Raw genomic sequence first — 18,581 nt, 5'->3', positions numbered from 1 at the left:
GCATATTGTAGTATTTTATGTCAAAATAATTATAAGATTCTGATTTTAAATATTGGAGGGAATTTTCATGGGAGTATACGTTCTAACAGTCTTTGAAAAAGATGGTTCAAAAGCATTAGACGAATCATTCGAGGCGGCAACTGAAAAAGAAGCGAAAGCAAAAGGTGAATCTATCTTACAAGAAAAAGGATTGTATGAAAAAACACATCGCTGTACATCTACTGCAGGTAAGCTCGTTTTATTCCAGCGCTAAAAAAAGAAGCGTCATCCGCTTCTTTTTCACTCTACTATATCTTCGTCACACCACGTAAACACCACATCTAGAATACGATTACCGATACGTACGCGTTTATTCCATTTACCTGTTTGGATCTGATGTTGCAATTCTGCTTTCATCTTTTCCGTCCAGTCGTGAATCGTTTCACTACCGTCGTACGGATATACGCTCGGAAACTCTTTCTGCAGTAGATGCAAGCTCTCTGCATCAAAATGAAAATGGAAGAAGTAGTTTGCTGTAAGCGATGGTTCTTGCAATCGTAAAAAATGATCATCAATTTGCTTTCTATTTCGATAGAAAGTAAAGATATTCACTTTACCGCTAGTAATTTGGTCAATTTGAATTTCGTGCTTCTCTATAATCACGTCTTGTCCACCTCGTTGTATACTATCTTTAGTATATATGTCTTTTGCAACAAAGTTAACCATTTTCGCGCGAAATTCATTTCCTTCATTATATTACCTGTACCTCCATATGCAATCAGAATAAATAAAACAAAGTTGAAGGGGAGCGATCACATGTATTTCGGAAGCAAAGGTTGGTATGTAAAAGAACTTAAAAAATTAGGTATCCGTACTTATGAAGGTAAAAAACTAGAATCGTATCGTACGCATGTGTTGTCTAGTTTACTGGAGAGAATGAAGAGAGCTTCGGCTTAATAGAAAAGTAAAAAATAAAACGAATCCGAATAGTGGCATATAATAAAAAACACCTCCTAAATTCGCATACTAAGTATGCAAATTAAATGGAGGTGTTTTTATTAGTTTCACTTTTTCAGGGGCGCTTCAGTTTTCATAAAATATTTTTTGTTTCCGCTGAAACGGATAAGTTTTAATCTCAGCTGTATCTAAATTTTCATGGAATAAATGAATAGCTATAATTTGTCTACAATCGTAAGTATGGTAATAATATGTTCCAGATTCCATACACATTGCACTCGTATAGATGGTATTATCTAATGTTCCGTCTTCTGTTATTACTGACCCTTTAGGAACCTCACAATTTGATAAGATATGAAAAATAGCAGATATCCCCTCTTCTTCGTTCTCTATACCTTGAATGTTTTGTTTTCCATATGCTGCCCGCACAAATCTTGATGGCGGGGTAAAATCTCCAGGAAGTCCCATCGTTCCTGAACCTTGGCCAAAAGCACTTAATGGTACATCTCCCCACTCCGTTGGCGCAAATGGCTGCGATTTAAGTCCAATATATTGTCTTAAATTTTGTAAATGCCAATTAAACTCCGGACTATTAGTCATCACTCCTAATGGATTGTCATACATTTTTAGTCCATCAGTTGTCGGCTCAAGTACAATACACTCTCCCCATTTATCTGCTAAAATCCAATGTAGCGGTGGGGTAATTCCTAAAACTGGTAATGGTATATCTATAAGGGAAATGTTATCAACAGATTTTTTTAACTCTTCAACAGAATTAAATTGCGTGAGGCTCCAAGCCACAAAATCAAATGGCGCTAAATTCGTTTTATGGTTATCTATACTGTTACTATAAGTAGCGAATCCCGGGAAATAGAGAGTGGCACACGTCATACCAGCTTCATTTACTCCGTCCGCCATAATGACCCTTCCTTCATGATTAATTCCCATTCCGACAACAGCCTTTTTCGCTCGGATAGTTTCACCAGTTATATTGTTCCACTGATAACGCCGAGGAATGATTATTACTTCCTGATTCATATCTAATGTGAAATCCATTGTTCTCGCAAAAAGATGTTGGAAATTTTTAGTTTGTAACGTCAAACTAGTACACATGAAGAAATCCCCCCATTTTATAGTTATATACACATTTTATAAAATTCTGATAAATACGTAAATTAAAAACCCTATTTATCACTAACAAAGTAACCACCCAAACTAAAAATGCTATAATAAACCCAATCAAACTAAGGGGGCAAATTACTTTGCTTGGAACATGCATTCAATTTCATAAGTTTGGCAATCCAAAAGACGTATTACAAGTTGAATATAAAAATATAGAACCACTGAAAGATAATGAAGTTTTCGTCCGTATGCTAGTTAGACCGATTAATCCATCTGACTTAATTCCCATCACAGGAGCGTACGCTCATAGAATTCCTTTACCTAACATACCTGGCTATGAAGGTGTTGGTATTGTAGAAAATGTTGGCGCTTTTGTTTCTCGAGAGCTTATCGGTAAACGAGTGTTACCTTTACGCGGGGAAGGTACTTGGCAAGAATATGTGAAGACATCAGCTGATTTTGTAGTCCCTATTCCTGATTCCATTGATGATTTCACAGCGGCACAAATGTATATTAATCCCCTTACGGCGTGGGTTACTTGTACAGAAACGTTAAACTTACAGCGTAATGACGTTTTATTAGTGAATGCTTGTGGGTCCGCTATTGGACATCTATTTGCGCAGTTATCCCAAATTTTAAATTTCCGATTAATTGCCGTTACAAGAAATAATAAGCATACAGAAGAATTACTGCGCCTTGGTGCTGCATATGTAATTGATACTTCCACTGCCCCGCTTTATGAAACTGTTATGGAATTAACAAACGGGATTGGTGCGGATGCTGCGATTGATTCTATCGGAGGACCGGATGGAAATGAATTAGCTTTTTCCTTACGTCCAAACGGGCATTTTTTAACGATCGGTCTTCTATCAGGAATACAAGTGAACTGGGCCGAGATTGTCACAAAAGCAAAAGTACACGCAAACATATTTCATTTACGACATTGGAATAAAAATGTGTCAGCATATAAATGGCAGGAGACGTTTCGTCACTTAATTCGTCTAGTAGAAAATGAGCAATTACGTTTTATGAAAGTCCATTCTACATATGACTTAGCGGATGTGAAAGCGGCAGTTGATGTTGTGCAGTCCGCTGAGAAAACGAAAGGGTAACTAACTGTTACGATTTATTTAACCAATTATAACGAAAGTTAATTAAATATATCAGTAAGCCCTGCTAGTCAAGTGATTGGCTAGTAGTGAGGGTTAACTGCGGGCAATCCCTAAAGCTGATTGAACTACAACGTGGCTAGAAATAGTGAGCGTGAATGTCGCGAAAGCAGAAAAAATCAATCAGATGGTGCAAGGTTAAATCCTAAACACTAGAACAATGGGTCTTCCGCCTCGAATCATCTAAGTCAAAAGTGATAAGATGAACGTTCAACGACTATCTCGTATAACTGACGAGAGTACATCACAAGCCTATGGTGGTGGAAAAATCCTCTATCTTTAATTAGATAAACATATAGTCTGCGCTCATGTGAAAACATGAGAAGTTCATAAGAGAACTGGCTAAGGAATTGCGCCCTTAGTTGAACGAGATAAATTTAATTAAATCTATCAAACCTCATTGAATATATCGAACGTATGCGCTATGGTGGATTCAATGAGGTAAGAATAATAATGAAATTTTTACGAGTTAGTCAAGTATCAGAATTAACAGGTTTGCATCCGAGTAGTCTCAGGAGAATGCTGGTGGAACACGCTACGATTCAGAAGAACAAATCTTTCATTAAAGGAGTTACATTCTGATGATATTGGCGAAGAAAGTTAGACTGATTCCAACGCCTGAACAAGAACAAGTGCTAAAAAAACATGCCGGTGCTGCAAGATTCGCTTATAACTATTGTAAAAGAATGAGTGATAGATACTATAAGCTAGTTGGAAAATCTGTTTCACAGTTAGCTTTACAGAAACGATTTACAAAGATCAAGAAGCGAAAGAGATATGAGTGGTTAAAAGACATTAATGCACAAGTTCCTAAACAGGCTTCAAAAGATTTTGATACGGCGAGAAAAAATTCGTTCAAAAAGTACAAAAATGGTTCTCACACTTCTTATAAATCAAAAAAAGATTTGATCCAAGGATTTTATGCCAATTATGAAAGACTGATTATAGGAAAAAAAGTCGTTCATATTCAGTCTATTGGAGAAGTGAAAACAAGCCAACAACTACCAAGAAATAAAAAACCATCCAATCCAAGAGTTACCTTTGATGGTCGTCACTGGTGGATTAGTGTGGGGTTCCAAGAAGACTTTGAATCACAAGAACTAACCAATGAGTCAATCGGTGTGGATGTTGGTTTAAAAGAGCTGTTTGTAGCTTCTAATGGTACGAAAGAACGAAATATAAACAAAGACGCCAAGGTTAAAAAACTTTTGAAAAGGAAAAAGTCAGCGCAAAGAGATATGTCTAGGAGATTTAAAAAAGGTGTGAAAATTCAATCTGCTGGATATGAAAAAGCGAAAGCTGAGCACCTGCGGTTATCTAGGAAAATTATGAATATCCGAAATAACCATATCCATCAAGCAACAGCTAAATTGGCGAAAACCAAACCAATGAGGATTGTTGTGGAAGACTTATCTATTTCAAACCTGTTAAAAAACAAAAAACTATCGAAAGCATTTTCATTTCAAAAATTACACTTCTTCTTTCAATGTTTGTCATACAAGTGCTAGAAGTACGGCATTGCGTATGTAAAAGCTGATAAATGGTTCGCTTCAAGCAAGATTTGCTCATATTGTGGCGTAAAATACGACCATTCAGTTCAACCAGAAGGACAGTGGAGCTTAAAAATACGTGAGTGGTGTTGTGCTTCATGCAATAGCTATCACGATAGGGATGTAAATGCTGCGATAAATTTATCAAGATGGGTAAAATAAATGCTTGATAATAGGAGGTAACGATACTGCCTCGTGTGGAGTGTTATACCCCTCGTCCCTTCGGGGTTGCGAGAACACGATGAAGCACTAACTTGTGTAAATTTGATTGAATTGTATAGATTTAGTTAAGTTTATCGTATCGGAAAGTGTTTTTGACGAGTTATTAAATGCAAAAGAAGAAGTCTTTTGCATTTACCTTTTAAATAGACTAGATAGTACGTTTAGCAGTCTATAATTGTAATTTTTTGGTACAATTATATTGAAAGGTGAAAGGAGCTTCTAACATGTGGTTCATTTCGGCAATTTGGCCTATTATACTAGTCGGCGGAATTGTAGTATTTGTAATAAAAAGATTGGAACATAAATATAAGCACGGCAAATTGGGTAAGAAAAAATCAAATGAGGCTCAAATTTTATTAGACAGTTTCATACCGATAGGAATGCTTGTCGGCTGTATAATCGGTTTGATTTTCGGCATGTTTTTCCCGGATTATTCACTTCTTGCAGTGAGTTTAGGATCCGGAATAGGCTATTTATTTGTTTTTTTGCCTATGAATTTTATAGCAAGACAGGAAACAATTTTTCCTAATCCAAAAGGAATAAGTGGGACAGTACATAGTAATCATATAAAATATGTAACTGTCCTTTATTTTTGCATCAATGTTATCACCTTACCTTTCGCCTACTATACACCTCTTTTATTGATTTTTCTCTCCTTCCCTTTTTGCATATCCGCTTTTTTATTTTCATTGGATCTATATCCAAAGTAAAGTAGCGCACATGTAATAACAGAACCTACAATGTAGCCTAAAAAACATCCTAACCAAAACATAGTGTAACCGCCTCCATTCATAATAAATTTTATGTAATATAACTCTTTACATACTCCATCGTTTATTTTTATCAACTATACACTTTCTAAAATTATTCATACCACTAATTCTCTTCATATCTCAAATAGCAATTTTATTATTTGTCATAAAGTTAACACCTTCTTTAAATACAAAAAATTCCATTTTATCACTTTTTCTTAAGAAATAATATACTACATTTGAAATAAGCGAGCTAGTACATCGGCCCTTCTCTATTTTAACTTTAGTCATGAACAAAAGAAAAATAAAAACCCCCTCAAAGCATAAACTTCAAGGGGTGAGCCTGTTTTTTATTTACTTATATACGTACAGCTGTACCACTTACAGCAACCATTAACATTCCATCACGAACAACTTCGTAATCTACGTCAACACCAACGATAGCGTTCGCACCTTTTTGTTTTGCAAGTTCTTTCATTTCGTCCATCGCAATATCACGAGCTTCTTTTAGCTTACTTTCATAAGAACCAGCACGACCACCGACAACATCACGAACAGAAGCGAATAAATCGCGGACAATATTTGCACCCATAATAGCTTCACCATTTACAATATCGATATACTCAATAATTTCTTTACCTTGAATTCCAGACGTTGTTGTTACAATCATGACTGACACTCTCCTAATAAGTTGTAGTTTTAATTAGCTTTCTTATGTCTTTATTATGACATGGAAAAAGTAACTAATCTATTGAATTACCTTACAGGAGTGTGACAATTTTGTAATAATAAAACGCGCTTTATGTTTCATTTTAATAAAGCGCTTTAATATTGGGATACATAAACGAGTCTCTATTTTCTTTCCAATCCTTTTCTACTTCTTTAAAAGTTGGTCGCCCTAATTCTTTATTATTTTCATGTTTACTAAACCATTTTTTCACATACTGATCTCCATTTTTACTTTGAACTGTGCAAAGGAAACTATTACTACTATCCTTTAATATTTTTACAATCACGAATAGACACCTCTTCCCTTCTCAATATCATAATAGGACTTGATCTTTTACTATAAGCCCTTCCTCTCTTATAGTCATACGACTCCTCGGCCGCGCCAAAGTTGTAAGATCAAAAACGATATTCACTTTGTTTACATTTTATTTAAAGAAATCAGAGTTATAGGCATTATGCTTATCAAATATTTTATAGATTTCTAACTTATCATCTAATTTTGCATCTACTAAAATTAATATATTTCCATCGTAAATATATTCTTCATACTTTTTAGCATGGTCTTCAGGGATTCCTAAGCCGATAAATGCTCCTATTAAACTTCCAGCTCCTCCGCCAATACCAGCTCCTCCAATAGCTGCTGCGATTGGTCCTGCTGCTACAATTGGACCCATTCCAGAAACGGCAAGTATACCAAGACCTGTTAATAAACCACCGAGTCCGCCTGCTACTCCTCCAGCTACAAGCCCTGTCGCTGAAAAGATATCTGCTTTATGTGCAGTTTCGCTATTCACTTTTTCACCCGATTTTTCTTCCAGATGTTCAATTTCCTTTTGATCTTTCGCAATAGCTGAAATGTTATCTGCTGAGTATCCTTTTTCATTTAATTCATTAATAACGAGTGCCGCATCATCAATTGTTCTAAAAACACCTACTATTTTTCTATCTACATTCATAACTATTAACCTCCTAAAGTTTTATATAATGTATCTTTATTTTTCTTCATTTCTGTATACACTAATCTTTTTATTAACATAACCATTTACGAAAAAAGCGAATAGTAAAAGCACTACAAGTGAACTACTTAACAAGTAAATTAAATCAAATGTAATATTAATCATCATTTCATTCATGTATACCAGGCTCCTTTTTATTTAAAGTAAAAGTATATTTTGATAGACTAATCTACTAAACATAGACATCTTACAATTCATCTTCAGTTAATCTCTTTGTAGTATATGTATACCCTTCCTAACCTTTTCTAAACGTAAAAAACTATAATTATATTTTTTCTTATTTATATGTTTAACATTTTTTTAAACGGGTATGTTTATATTGTTATGCTTACTATATGGAAAGGAATATTACGATGAACGCCATTCACTCTACTACTATTTCTTATAATGAAACACCTACAATAACTCAGATTCATCATTTTTATGCTTTAATGACAACATTTCAAACGAATGTATTTATAAGTAAACACGGAACACTTACTTCTATTAAAAACTTAAGCACTCTAGTATCCTTTTTCCTTACTGTAAAAAAGAGAGATCTTGTATTATTTATTTTTGAAGGAATAGATGCAAAAAGAGCTTTAAGAACACTCTTCCCTTCTTAGAATATTTGTTATCCTCTATTCCCTCGTTTACTACCTTTCATATATGTTTTTATATTTCAAAATGATTTCCTCTATAAAAAAAGAACCCCCTAATACAATAGGGGGATTTCTAGTTTAGCCTTATGAAAACTGATATAATATATATTACGTTTTTCATTCTTTAAAATAGAAAAGTTTTAATAACCTTGAAGGTAGGAATTTTTAATGAACTCGAAAGCAAAATTTAGTATTCGCTACAAAATTATGGCTGGTTATTTAGTTATCATTTTGTTCTTACTTGTTTCTTTCATTATGTTGAACAATGAGATTTCTAATTTACAAAAATCTCGTAATTTTATTATTGATCACGATTTTAAAGTTCTCAATTTAACAAATCAAGTGGAGAAAGATTTACTAACAATTGAAAATAAAGCGAAAGGGTTTATCATTTCTAATAATCCAAATTACGTACAATCTCTTAATTCTGCGGAAAAGGATTACGAAAAGCATTATCAAGATCTTTTCTCATTATTAGAGGATAACCCATCTCAGCAAGAAAAATTAAAACAGATTAACGAAAATATTATTAGTTGGATAAATAAAGAGATTCACCCGTTAATTGCAAATCATAATAGTAATAATGTACAAACAATCGACACGACTCAAATTCAGTCATTACAGTCACAGGTAACTAACTTCCGTAGCACTGAGGAGCAATTAACGAAAAAAAGAGCAGCACAATTAGATACTGAAAATAATAAATTAGAGATTTGGTTATACAGTTTATTGTTCTTACTTTCTTGTATTTCTATTATCATTTCACTCTATATTTCGAATTCCATTACAAAAACGATTAAAAATGTAATTCAAGCTATTAAATCCATTTCTTCTAAAGAAAAAATCACGGAAAGAATTCATGTAAACACACGTGATGAAATAAAAGATCTTGCTCATACAACGAATCACCTACTAGACGAAATATCGAAAAGAGAGTGGTTACAAACGGAGCTTGCAGAATTAATTTTAATGTATCAAGGTGTATCTTCTATTGAGATGTTAGGTAAAAAAATTCTTAGTGGAATTATACAAAAAACGCAAACTTCTTGCGGTGCATTTTATGTACGTGAAGAATATGAAGAAACTGTCTACTATGTGAAAAAAGCTTCTTTCGCCGATCAAGGTGCTGATATTGGGAAACAATCCATTCAAATGGGTGAAGGTTTCATTGGACAGTCTGCCTTAGAAAAGAAAAGTTTTATTCTCAGGGATATACCCGAAGAGTTTCGTTATGTCACTAGCGGAGTATTAGAAATACGTCCTAAAAATCTATTAATCATCCCTATCTTATTTGAGGATGAAGTAATCGCAGTAATGGAGTTAGTAAGTGTAACTGAGATTTCAGATTTACATCAAGATTTAATTCAACAAACCGTTGATAATCTAGGTTTAACAATCCATAGCATTATGGGACGTATGCGAATTCAAACTCTTTTACATGAATCACAAGCAATGACAGAAGAGTTACAAGTTCAATCAGAAGAATTGCAAACGCAAGCGGAAGAACTACAAATGCAAGCAGAAGAATTACGAACAACGAATGAACAATTAGAGTCTAGAACTGAAGAGGCTGAGCAGAAGACAGCTGACTTACAAATTACTAAATCAGAATTAGAAGAAAAAGCAAGCGAGTTGTTACGCAGCTCAAAATACAAATCTGAGTTCCTAGCAAATATGTCACATGAATTACGCACACCGTTAAATAGTATTTTACTATTATCTGAAATGTTAAGAGAAAATCATGATAACAATTTATCCGACGATGAGATTGAATTAGCAACTGTCATTCATTCATCAGGGAAAGACTTACTTACTTTAATTAATGACATACTCGATTTATCTAAAGTAGAAGCAGGCAAACTAGACATCATTTTTGAAGCAACGAACATAAGTGACATGGCAGCCAATATGCATCAAAACTTTTTACATATAGCTGCACAAAAAAATGTCGAATTTACTATTGAAGACAGTGATACGATTCCTGATCTGTTTTATACAGATGCAAAACGGATTGAGCAAATTATTAAAAACTTATTATCCAATGCATTTAAATTTACAGAAAAAGGATCCGTTTCTTTACATTTCGATTCGATAGAAACAAGTAATTTAAGTCATGATATGCAGTCTATAAGTAAAGATTGGATTACAATTTCAGTAAAAGATACTGGTATTGGTATCGCTAAAGAACAGCATCAACTTATTTTCGAAGCCTTTCAACAGGCAGATGGCGCAACGATTCGGAAGTATGGTGGTACAGGATTAGGTTTATCTATTTGTAAAGAGTTTGCTAGATTGTTAGGTGGTTGGATTACGTTAGAGAGTAATGTAGGAGAAGGTAGTACTTTCACGGTATATATTCCTAACCTTCCAAATGGATTACCAGATATACAGTTATCCAATTTAGAAGTCGCAGCAACGATAGAAGATGTTATTCCTGCTGAAGTTGTTGAAGAAACTATCGTTACTCCCGAAACAAATAACGTCTTCCAAGAGAAAACCATTTTAATTGTCGATGATGATCATCGAAATATATTTGCGTTACAAAACGCATTAAAAAAACAAAATGCCAACATTATTACTGCCCAAAACGGCTTAGAGTGTTTAGAAATACTAAAAAGTAATACAAATATTGACCTTATTTTAATGGATATTATGATGCCTAATATGGACGGTTATGAAACGATGGAAAATATCCGAATGAACTTAGGGTTAAATGAAATACCTATTATCGCATTAACTGCTAAAGCAATGCCAAATGATAAGGAAAAATGTTTATCTGCTGGCGCTTCAGATTATATAAGTAAACCATTAAATCTACATCAACTCTATTCGGTAATGAGTGTATGGTTAATAAAATAAGTGAGGTTTAGTTGGAGTGGAAAATAAGTATTATAATTTTGATCCATCAGTAGATACGGATGAGCGCACGAACTTAGAAATTGAATTACTATTGGAAGCGGTATTTAAACTATCAGGATTTGATTTTCGCCAATATGCTCGCACATCTATTTATAGAAGAATTTGTAATAGAATGCAGCTCTCTAATATCCCTACCATTTCAAAATTAATTGAAAAAGTAATTCACGAGGAAGGGGTTTTAGAACAGTTATTAAATGATTTCTCGATTAATGTAACTGAGATGTTCCGTAACCCTGCCTTTTTTAAAGCGCTTAGAGAGCATGTTATTCCTGAATTAAAAAAGCAACCTGAAATTAGAATTTGGCATGCTGGATGCGCAACTGGTGAAGAAGTATTATCAATGTCCATCTTACTTCACGAAGAAGGATTAAGTGAAAAGTCGGTTATTTACGCAACAGATATGAATACAAATGTGTTAGAAAAAGCAAAACAAGCTATCCTCCCGTTAAATAAAATGCAAACTTATACGAAAAATTATTTACAAGCTGGCGGTACACAAGCATTTTCTAACTATTATTCAGCAGATAATCGTTTTGCTTATTTTAATCCATCACTTTTACAAAACATTATTTTTGCACAGCATAATTTAGTAACCGATCAATCTTTTAACGAGTTTCATATTATACTTTGTCGTAACGTTTTAATTTACTTTACAAGTAAACTTCAAAATCAAGTGCAGCAACTATTTTATGAAAGCCTAGGTCACAATGGTTTTCTATGTTTAGGAAATAAAGAAACTCTTCGTTTTTCAAATATAATGCCGCATTATACCCAATTTAATCCTAGCGAACAAATTTATCAAAAAATACAATAAAAAGCGTATGAAATCCTCTGTTTGGATTTCATACGCTTTTTATTTCGCATTCGTTTGTATCATAATTAGACACATATCATCTGATTGCGCTTTCTTTTGTTCTTCCTTGTAAAACCCTTCTATCTCGCCTTCTAAATCTCCCCATTTTCTTTCTGTAAAAGTACGTAATTTCTCTTCAGCCTCAAATTCATCATTTGCAATTGCTTCAAGAACACCATCTGTAAACAATACGATTTGAGCGTTCTTCTCAAAAGGTATAACTGTCTTTTTAACTTTTATTTCATCAAAAAATCCTACCGCACAACTCCCGCGATTTAGTTCAACCATATTTGTTTCATCAACTAAAACGTATCCAGAAGGATGCCCTGCATTTACATATTCAATCGTTCTCTTTTCTGTATCTACTACTAAATATATCGCTGTAAAATAATATGGAATATCGTCATTCTCATTATGTAAAAGAGTCATATATTTATTTAAGTCTTTAATGACAAGTTCTGGATCGATTAAAGATTTAATCGTTTCACGTAATACAGACGAAATAAACATACAAACTAATGAAGCAGATATACCATGTCCCATCACGTCTAATAATATAATACCGTAGCGGTTTTCATCGATTTTATACCAATAATACATATCTCCAGCTAATTTAAATGAAGGTAAGTAACTTGCTTCAATTTTTATATAATCTTCTCTTAATGGGCTACTTAATAAGTTTCTTTGTACTTGCGTAGCTAAATCTAATTCATTCCGAAGATTTTCTTCTTGTTCTTTATGCCAATTTAATTCCGATTTCAAGCGTAACGCTACACGCATACGTGCTAATAGTTCAACTTTATTTATAGGTTTCGTAATATAATCCATTGCCCCCATATCAAGAGCTTCGGCCAATTTATTGGCATCCTCTAAAGCTGTAACAAAAATAATAGGAATATCTTTAAACTTCTCCTCTTTTTGTAATCGCCTACAAACTTCAAGTCCATCAATTTCAGGCATCATAATATCTAATAAGATTAAATCAATTTCATTATACCTGGAAGAATCTTCTCCAAATTGAATGTATTCGAAAAGCTCTTGTGCAGAATTCAGCGATACAAGATCCTGATATCCGGCTTGTTTTAAAATTTTTTCAATTACAAAGATGTTAACCGGATTATCATCGACAATTAAAATGGACACAAGTTATTTCCCCTTTTCTTATTTAAAATGTAAATCTATTATCATTTTCTATTTTTCTAGTATTGCATACTCAGTTACAAAATGAAAATTTCCTACTCTAACATAATTTTTATACAGCAAAAGAACAAACCCCCAGAAATGAGAGTTTGTTCTTTCATTCTATAAATTTCCACTATTAATTTAACACCATTGCTTTGTCATTTAAAAGACGATCTAATTCTTCCATATGATTTGTTTCATCTGCAATCATATCTTCTAACTTTACAACTAACTCTGTCATATTTAATTTCGCTGCCTGTTCTTTTCTCGTTTCATAACGCTTAATTGTCTCATATTCTGATTGTCTAGCCGACTCTAACATTTCTCTAACATCTTCTACTTGTTTCACTGGTAAAGGGATTGTAGTAGGTGTACCACCTAACGTCTTAATTTTCTCCGCTAAATATAGGGCATGTCCTTGTTCATCACTAATTTCAGATTCAAAGAAAGGTTTTAACACTTGTCTATATATACCAGAAACTGTAGCTGCATTATGGTTATACATAATAATTGCTGAGTATTCTCCTGCTAAATCTTCATTCAATCCTTCGATTAGTTCTTTCACATCGTGTGACATTTTTATATCTCCTCCTATATTTAATAACTACCCCTTTTCTCATGTTTTAAACATAATGATTTTAAATTTTTATGTATCTAAAAATGCTGCTTGCTTCAATTTACTTATCGCTTGTCTTTTAATACGAGAAACGTGCATTTGTGAAATACCTAACCGTTCCCCTGTATCTTTTTGATTTAAATTTTCTCCAAATATATAATGAATAACACTCTTTTCTGTGTCATTTAATACGTTGAAAATATCCTTTAAAACGAGACGCCTTTCTGTCTCTTCATATCCTTGCTCTACTTCACCTACAGATTCAATCCTCGCTACCGAACTGCCATCAGATGAATTTTCAACTACATCATCTAAGGAAGATACGCGATAATTATTTTTCGCATCCATAATTTCTAGCACTTCCTCTTCGGATAGTCCTAAATGATCTGCAATCTCTATAATCTTCGGTGAACGCTGGAAACGATCTGTTAGCTCCTCTATCGCAAGTTTAATCTTCCCGCCTAAATCTTTAATTCGCCTTGGAACGTGAATACCCCAAGTTTTATCACGTAAATATTTCTTTATTTCGCCTACTATTGTAGGTATTGCAAACGGCTCAAAAGCATTCCCTATCGAATAATCATACCTTCTTATTGCACCTAAGAGCCCTAACATTCCTACTTGTATAATATCTTCATGCATCGGCCCACCTTTTGAATAGCGATATGCAATGGAGTATACAAGATTTTTATAGTGATTAACCAATCTTTCCTGTGCTTCATCACATTGGTTTTGTTGGAAGTCTGCAATTAGTTTAATAACGTCTTCTTTAGTAAGATTTGTAGGTTGAGATTGGATTTCCATCATTCTCCACCTGCTCTCTTTGTATATATTTTGTCATTAAAACTGTCATGCCCTCATCATGCATAATTTGTATATCATCCATTAACGTATTGATTAAATATAAACCTAAACCATTTTCCGGCAAATGTTCTACTGGTTTATTAATATCATACGGACCAACTTTACTTTTTAAGCTATTAAAATCAAAGCTAACTCCATTATCCGCAGCCATAATTTCTAATCGATCTTCATATAAGCCAAAGACAATTGTAATTTCTCCAACGTCTTCTTTATATGCATGTTGTACAATGTTTGTACAAGCTTCACTAATAGCAATTTTCATATCTTCTATATCGTCATAAGCAAAGCCCATTCGATTCGCAACACCAGCCATTGTTAAACGAATAATAGCCACATATTCTGCTTTTGCAGGAATTTTCATTTCTATCTTTTCAAATCTCTCCATCATCCCTAGTCACCTTCTTTCTACTTTTTCAAAATCGGAATTCAAATTTAATATTTCTGTTAGCCCTGTAATATCAAATAATCTTTTTAGCCTTTTAGACACACCAGTAAACTCTAGCTTCCCATCATTTTTCTTAACTGCTTTTAATAAAGCTATAAAAACTCCTAAGCCTGTACTATCCATATAATCTACGTTATGAAAATCTACTACAATATGAACCTCTTTTTCGCTTGTAATAGGCATTACCTTATTTTTTAAATCTGATGCCGTATACGCATCAATCTCACCATTAAGTTGTACCGTATAACCTACATCATTTTGCAAAATATTTATTGCCAAATTCATCATTTCCGCCCCCTTATCTCGAACTTTTACTATTTAATTACCCATAAAAATTAGTTTTAAACATATTTTTTTATTTTCATTATAAATAAATTTTCTACACCTTTCTCGGCTTAACACTTAAATCGTACTAATAAATGTTTAAAACTTATAATTTTGTGTATGTATAATGTATAAACATTATTTTTAGGGGGATCTATCTATGGAAGAGCACAACTTTAAAAAGGGAGATTTCGTTCAATTTTCTTATCGACACGATCATGCTACAAAATTAGTTGGTTCCATTATTAACATACTAACGAATACAATTGTAGTTGATATAAGTAATAGCGAGGACTTATCTCATATAGAACCAAGGCAAGTCGTAAGAATAAATAATTGTAAAAAGGTAACGATGGCTTAATACATAATAGAAAGTGTAATGTTAATGAGTGGGGGGTTCTTCATCCTCCACTCATTCCTATGTAAAATACATAAAAAAGCATCCAAATTAGTTTAATTGGATGCTTTTTTATGTATTTTTATCAGTTCATTAACTTTATAACTATATATAATAAACTTAAGATTACTATTTATTATCATACTTACGCTTTCCGCAGCATTCTAGAGAAGAATGTAACGATTAAAATAAAGACGATTGCACCTAATAACGCTGGAAGAACAAAAATGCCTCCCCATTCAGGACCCCAATGACCAAATAACGCACTACCTACCCAAGATCCGATTAATCCGGCAATCACGTTACCAACTATACCTAACGGAAAGTCTTTTCCTGTAATCATTCCAGCTAACGCACCAATAAGTCCACCTACAATACACGTAATAATAAGTCCCACAATTAAACCTCCTATATTCGTTTTATATTGAATTCATCAAGCTTTAGTATGTAACTAAAGCTTGATGAACATATATTATTCTTTATTATCCAATTCATCACTTATCTTTTGTTTCACTTTTCCGACTTTTTCTTTTATCGTTCCCTTCGTTTTTTCCCACTTACCTTCATTTTTCAACTCTCTATCTTCTGTAACTTCACCAATTCCTTCTTTTACTTGTCCTTTTTTCTTTTCAACTTTACCTTTAACTTGTTCTTTTAGTCCGTTCTCACTCATATTTACAATCTCCTTTTCGTAATAGATTTATAGATTTAAAGGATACAAATTTAAATAGAATACATGCATCTTCTTTCTTGTAACCATTCACCGACTCTTTCTAAATCCTTAACGAATAACAAGATTTTCCCTTCATCCAGTTTTTCTTCATAAAAGTTCGCTTCTTCCTCATTAAGCCCTAACTCTTGCATTTTATTTCTTAACTGATCTCCTGTTTTTTGAAAGACGTTAATAATGCTTGTCCCAAGTCCCTCCTCTTTTATCCCAATTGTATTCACGTCTGCATTGTCCGCAATTCTATCTGTCCTATCTTTCTCATGCGTTAATACGTAAATATCTTTTTGGTCTATTCCTTTTTTCACGAGATCATTCGCCGCATTCATGACCTCTTTCTCCGTAATAAATTCATATACAAAAGGTTTACTATACTTCGTTTCCATCTTTAACTTCCTCCCTTAAAATGAATTATTTGTTATATTATATGTAGTACACCCATTTTCGAAATGTTAAACATAAAATATGAAAAAAGTTATGTGAATTTTGATTTTAATAGAGAATGAACATCATCATTTACCACTTTAAAACATCTTCTCCTTACAATAACTACCTAAATTAACAGAAAATTGTTATAATTAAACTTGAGGAGGGATACTATGAAAAAAATCATATCTATATGCGCTCTAACCGCTTTATCTTTCACTTTAATAGGTTGTACAAGTACCTCGGCTACAGATAAAGCTTCACAAGTTAAGCAAGAACATAAACAAAATACCTTTCAATTAAATTCTGCTAATATTACAGACATTGAAATACTGAAAACAACAAATCATACTACTTCCAAATCTCAAACAGACAACGAAAAAATGATACAATCTATCGTTTCAGCAGTCCAAAAAGGCACTCCTAAACAAATCACACTAGATCAAAAAAAGAGAGAATCTGCACATTCTACTATTACTGTTACATATAAAGATGACTCAAAAGAAGAATTTCTTGTGTGGGCTGATAATAAGGAGCAAATTTCGATTGCTAAAGATGAGAAGAAAGATAAGGTAGAAGGTGTGATAGTGAATATTAAAGATGCTAAAATAATGAAGGATTTCTTTTAAAATTCTAATTAACGTTAAAAAAAAGTAGGATTACATCCTACTCTTTTTTTAATCATGCTCAATAAATAGACCTTTATAAAATCTATTTAAGGTCTAATTTTGCTAAATCATGTTGTAAAACATTGTTTCCTTCTTGTGGGTTAAATACGATTGCACTAAGACCAAAAACATTCGTAACAACATCTCTATCTTTCGGACGAATGATTCTTACTTCATAAGCAAAAAGTGCTGGAGGAAGAGCTGCTGAACGAAAAGTAACATATCGATTAGGTGGCAATGTTTGTGTTGAAGGGTCTATTAATGGTAACAATACCGGAGAACCAGATGACCAATCAAACATTTCAACTGTTACTCTACGAGTATCATCTGGATCAACATTCATAGCTTCAACAGTAAGAAATAACGTAGCGGAATGTCTACGTAATACACCCGTTGACAAAGTTTCATTGTGATGTTTATGACATCTTCCAGGAGGATGACCATAGCCATAGCTCATATCAATTCCCCCCTTTCATTTACAATTAAGGACAAGTATTCCTTATAATATATAATGCTAGTATTATTTTAATGAAAGGTATAAAAGCGGATTTCTATCTATTCGCTCTTAAAGAATAATATGGATTCTCCTGTTTTTCCTTTGAACTCCTGCTAAGAATAAATCTATTTTGAAAAGGACCTGCTCCATTTATTCGTAAAAAGCATAAAGTAAATGGAATCCGTTAAAACACATGAGTGAACCTTTGTTTTTCTCCTCCTATTTAAAGGAGGAACTGTTATGGGCTTTGGTGGTAGTTGTGGCGGCTGTGGCTTTGCTGGAGGATTTGCTTTATTAGTTGTATTGTTTATTTTATTAATCATCGTTGGAGCTGCTTGCTTCTGCTAAAAACTATCGAAAGGACGCTCACGTTAGAGTGTCCTTTCTTCATGAAAAAAGCTCTACGCAATGTGCAGAGGTTCAAGTGTAACGAGTACTTTAAAAATGTAGTATTACATTCTCCCCTCCAAAATGAACTTCAATGCTATAAATTTCGTTTAAGTGCAATCTTAATATTTTAGTTTAAT

24 protein-coding genes and 2 pseudogenes are annotated in these 18,581 nt (G+C 33.3%); 11 read left to right on the top strand and 15 right to left on the bottom strand.

The window, feature by feature from the left end:
• Positions 1 to 67 precede the first annotated feature (67 nt).
• Positions 68 to 253, top strand: coding sequence for a YhzD family protein (locus DN407_RS05145; protein ID WP_000539552.1), 186 nt, complete (start codon positions 68 to 70; stop codon positions 251 to 253).
• 26 nt (positions 254 to 279) lie between these two features.
• Here DN407_RS05145 and DN407_RS05140 read toward each other — a convergent pair whose 3' ends face one another.
• Complete coding sequence (locus DN407_RS05140; protein ID WP_000582785.1) at positions 280 to 642, bottom strand: hypothetical protein; 363 nt, start codon at positions 640 to 642, stop codon at positions 280 to 282.
• 153 nt (positions 643 to 795) lie between these two features.
• On the opposite strand from DN407_RS05140, the gene DN407_RS05135 reads away from it, so the two are divergent.
• Complete coding sequence (locus DN407_RS05135; protein ID WP_000273537.1) at positions 796 to 936, top strand: YflJ family protein; 141 nt, start codon at positions 796 to 798, stop codon at positions 934 to 936.
• A gap of 126 nt (positions 937 to 1,062) precedes the next feature.
• On the opposite strand, the gene bsh is transcribed toward DN407_RS05135, so the two are convergent.
• Positions 1,063 to 2,049, bottom strand: a complete 987-nt coding sequence (bsh, locus tag DN407_RS05130; RefSeq protein ID WP_000337594.1) for a choloylglycine hydrolase — start codon at positions 2,047 to 2,049, stop codon at positions 1,063 to 1,065.
• A 149-nt stretch (positions 2,050 to 2,198) separates the two neighbouring features.
• On the opposite strand from bsh, the gene DN407_RS05125 reads away from it, so the two are divergent.
• The 3 genes and pseudogenes from DN407_RS05125 to DN407_RS05115 all read left to right on the top strand — a co-directional run bounded on the left by DN407_RS05125 (position 2,199) and on the right by DN407_RS05115 (position 5,528).
• The gene (locus DN407_RS05125; protein ID WP_098280380.1) at positions 2,199 to 3,170 is read left to right on the top strand and encodes a zinc-dependent alcohol dehydrogenase family protein; all 972 of its coding nucleotides are present in this window, start codon (positions 2,199 to 2,201) and stop codon (positions 3,168 to 3,170) included.
• A gap of 638 nt (positions 3,171 to 3,808) precedes the next feature.
• Positions 3,809 to 4,939: pseudogene (locus tag DN407_RS05120) on the top strand (RNA-guided endonuclease InsQ/TnpB family protein).
• 284 nt (positions 4,940 to 5,223) lie between these two features.
• Positions 5,224 to 5,528: pseudogene (locus DN407_RS05115) on the top strand (hypothetical protein).
• A 581-nt stretch (positions 5,529 to 6,109) separates the two neighbouring features.
• Here the strand turns inward: DN407_RS05115 and DN407_RS05110 are convergent.
• From DN407_RS05110 to DN407_RS31510, 4 genes are all read right to left on the bottom strand, one after another.
• Complete coding sequence (locus tag DN407_RS05110; protein WP_000637511.1) at positions 6,110 to 6,421, bottom strand: YbjQ family protein; 312 nt, start codon at positions 6,419 to 6,421, stop codon at positions 6,110 to 6,112.
• 142 nt (positions 6,422 to 6,563) lie between these two features.
• Entirely contained in the window at positions 6,564 to 6,767 is a 204-nt protein-coding gene (locus DN407_RS05105) for a DUF4028 family protein (protein WP_000635860.1), read from the bottom strand.
• A 138-nt stretch (positions 6,768 to 6,905) separates the two neighbouring features.
• On the bottom strand, positions 6,906 to 7,436 hold the full coding sequence (locus DN407_RS05100) for a general stress protein (protein ID WP_001100100.1): 531 nt from the start codon (positions 7,434 to 7,436) through the stop codon (positions 6,906 to 6,908).
• A gap of 36 nt (positions 7,437 to 7,472) precedes the next feature.
• Positions 7,473 to 7,613, bottom strand: a complete 141-nt coding sequence (locus DN407_RS31510; protein ID WP_001004571.1) for a hypothetical protein — start codon at positions 7,611 to 7,613, stop codon at positions 7,473 to 7,475.
• Positions 7,614 to 7,849: 236 nt separating this feature from the next.
• On the opposite strand from DN407_RS31510, the gene DN407_RS05095 reads away from it, so the two are divergent.
• The 3 genes from DN407_RS05095 (at position 7,850) to DN407_RS05085 (ending at position 11,870) form a co-directional block, all read left to right on the top strand.
• Positions 7,850 to 8,101, top strand: a complete 252-nt coding sequence (locus DN407_RS05095) for a hypothetical protein (RefSeq protein ID WP_000991357.1) — start codon at positions 7,850 to 7,852, stop codon at positions 8,099 to 8,101.
• Positions 8,102 to 8,305: 204 nt separating this feature from the next.
• Positions 8,306 to 10,996, top strand: coding sequence for an ATP-binding protein (locus DN407_RS05090; protein ID WP_001084955.1), 2,691 nt, complete (start codon positions 8,306 to 8,308; stop codon positions 10,994 to 10,996).
• 16 nt (positions 10,997 to 11,012) lie between these two features.
• The gene (locus tag DN407_RS05085) at positions 11,013 to 11,870 is read left to right on the top strand and encodes a CheR family methyltransferase (RefSeq protein ID WP_149216076.1); all 858 of its coding nucleotides are present in this window, start codon (positions 11,013 to 11,015) and stop codon (positions 11,868 to 11,870) included.
• A 39-nt stretch (positions 11,871 to 11,909) separates the two neighbouring features.
• On the opposite strand, the gene DN407_RS05080 is transcribed toward DN407_RS05085, so the two are convergent.
• From DN407_RS05080 to DN407_RS05060, 5 genes are all read right to left on the bottom strand, one after another.
• A complete protein-coding gene (locus DN407_RS05080; protein ID WP_000025538.1) occupies positions 11,910 to 13,052 on the bottom strand; it encodes a fused response regulator/phosphatase in 1,143 nt (380 codons plus the stop codon).
• A 175-nt stretch (positions 13,053 to 13,227) separates the two neighbouring features.
• Positions 13,228 to 13,668: a ferritin-like domain-containing protein gene (locus tag DN407_RS05075; RefSeq protein ID WP_000017755.1), complete on the bottom strand. Its 441-nt coding sequence runs from the start codon at positions 13,666 to 13,668 to the stop codon at positions 13,228 to 13,230.
• A 69-nt stretch (positions 13,669 to 13,737) separates the two neighbouring features.
• The gene (gene sigB / locus DN407_RS05070; RefSeq protein ID WP_002093898.1) at positions 13,738 to 14,514 is read right to left on the bottom strand and encodes an RNA polymerase sigma factor SigB; all 777 of its coding nucleotides are present in this window, start codon (positions 14,512 to 14,514) and stop codon (positions 13,738 to 13,740) included.
• Positions 14,477 to 14,959 carry an anti-sigma B factor RsbW gene (rsbW, locus tag DN407_RS05065; RefSeq protein WP_000970580.1) on the bottom strand — a complete coding sequence of 161 codons (483 nt, stop codon included), beginning with the start codon at positions 14,957 to 14,959 and terminating at the stop codon, positions 14,477 to 14,479. The genes sigB and rsbW overlap by 38 nt, the downstream gene beginning before the upstream one ends.
• Before the next feature lie 6 nt (positions 14,960 to 14,965).
• Positions 14,966 to 15,304 (bottom strand): STAS domain-containing protein, encoded by a 339-nt coding sequence (locus DN407_RS05060; RefSeq protein WP_002060869.1) that lies wholly within the window; start codon positions 15,302 to 15,304, stop codon positions 14,966 to 14,968.
• A gap of 196 nt (positions 15,305 to 15,500) precedes the next feature.
• Between DN407_RS05060 and DN407_RS05055 the strand changes: the two genes are divergently transcribed.
• On the top strand, positions 15,501 to 15,701 hold the full coding sequence (locus DN407_RS05055; RefSeq protein WP_000391011.1) for a hypothetical protein: 201 nt from the start codon (positions 15,501 to 15,503) through the stop codon (positions 15,699 to 15,701).
• Between the two features lie 181 nt (positions 15,702 to 15,882).
• Here DN407_RS05055 and DN407_RS05050 read toward each other — a convergent pair whose 3' ends face one another.
• The 3 genes from DN407_RS05050 to DN407_RS05040 form a co-directional block, all read right to left on the bottom strand.
• A complete protein-coding gene (locus DN407_RS05050; RefSeq protein ID WP_000522903.1) occupies positions 15,883 to 16,134 on the bottom strand; it encodes a GlsB/YeaQ/YmgE family stress response membrane protein in 252 nt (83 codons plus the stop codon).
• Between the two features lie 75 nt (positions 16,135 to 16,209).
• Positions 16,210 to 16,410: a CsbD family protein gene (locus DN407_RS05045; RefSeq protein ID WP_001293468.1), complete on the bottom strand. Its 201-nt coding sequence runs from the start codon at positions 16,408 to 16,410 to the stop codon at positions 16,210 to 16,212.
• Positions 16,411 to 16,460: 50 nt separating this feature from the next.
• Positions 16,461 to 16,850, bottom strand: a complete 390-nt coding sequence (locus DN407_RS05040) for a YflT domain-containing protein (RefSeq protein ID WP_000448802.1) — start codon at positions 16,848 to 16,850, stop codon at positions 16,461 to 16,463.
• A 213-nt stretch (positions 16,851 to 17,063) separates the two neighbouring features.
• On the opposite strand from DN407_RS05040, the gene DN407_RS05035 reads away from it, so the two are divergent.
• A complete protein-coding gene (locus DN407_RS05035) occupies positions 17,064 to 17,519 on the top strand; it encodes a hypothetical protein (RefSeq protein ID WP_000720857.1) in 456 nt (151 codons plus the stop codon).
• 82 nt (positions 17,520 to 17,601) lie between these two features.
• Here DN407_RS05035 and DN407_RS05030 read toward each other — a convergent pair whose 3' ends face one another.
• Positions 17,602 to 18,015: a hypothetical protein gene (locus DN407_RS05030; RefSeq protein ID WP_000120204.1), complete on the bottom strand. Its 414-nt coding sequence runs from the start codon at positions 18,013 to 18,015 to the stop codon at positions 17,602 to 17,604.
• Positions 18,016 to 18,294: 279 nt separating this feature from the next.
• On the opposite strand from DN407_RS05030, the gene DN407_RS05025 reads away from it, so the two are divergent.
• Entirely contained in the window at positions 18,295 to 18,402 is a 108-nt protein-coding gene (locus DN407_RS05025; protein ID WP_000505670.1) for a YjcZ family sporulation protein, read from the top strand.
• The last annotated feature ends 179 nt before the right edge of the window (positions 18,403 to 18,581 follow it).

Origin of the sequence: Bacillus sp. JAS24-2 (assembly GCF_008274905.1) — a bacterium.
GTDB classification, from domain to species: domain Bacteria; phylum Bacillota; class Bacilli; order Bacillales; family Bacillaceae_G; genus Bacillus_A; species Bacillus_A cereus.
The sequence above is the reverse complement of the archived record's forward strand: the minus strand, read 5'-3'. Positions and strand labels throughout refer to the sequence as shown.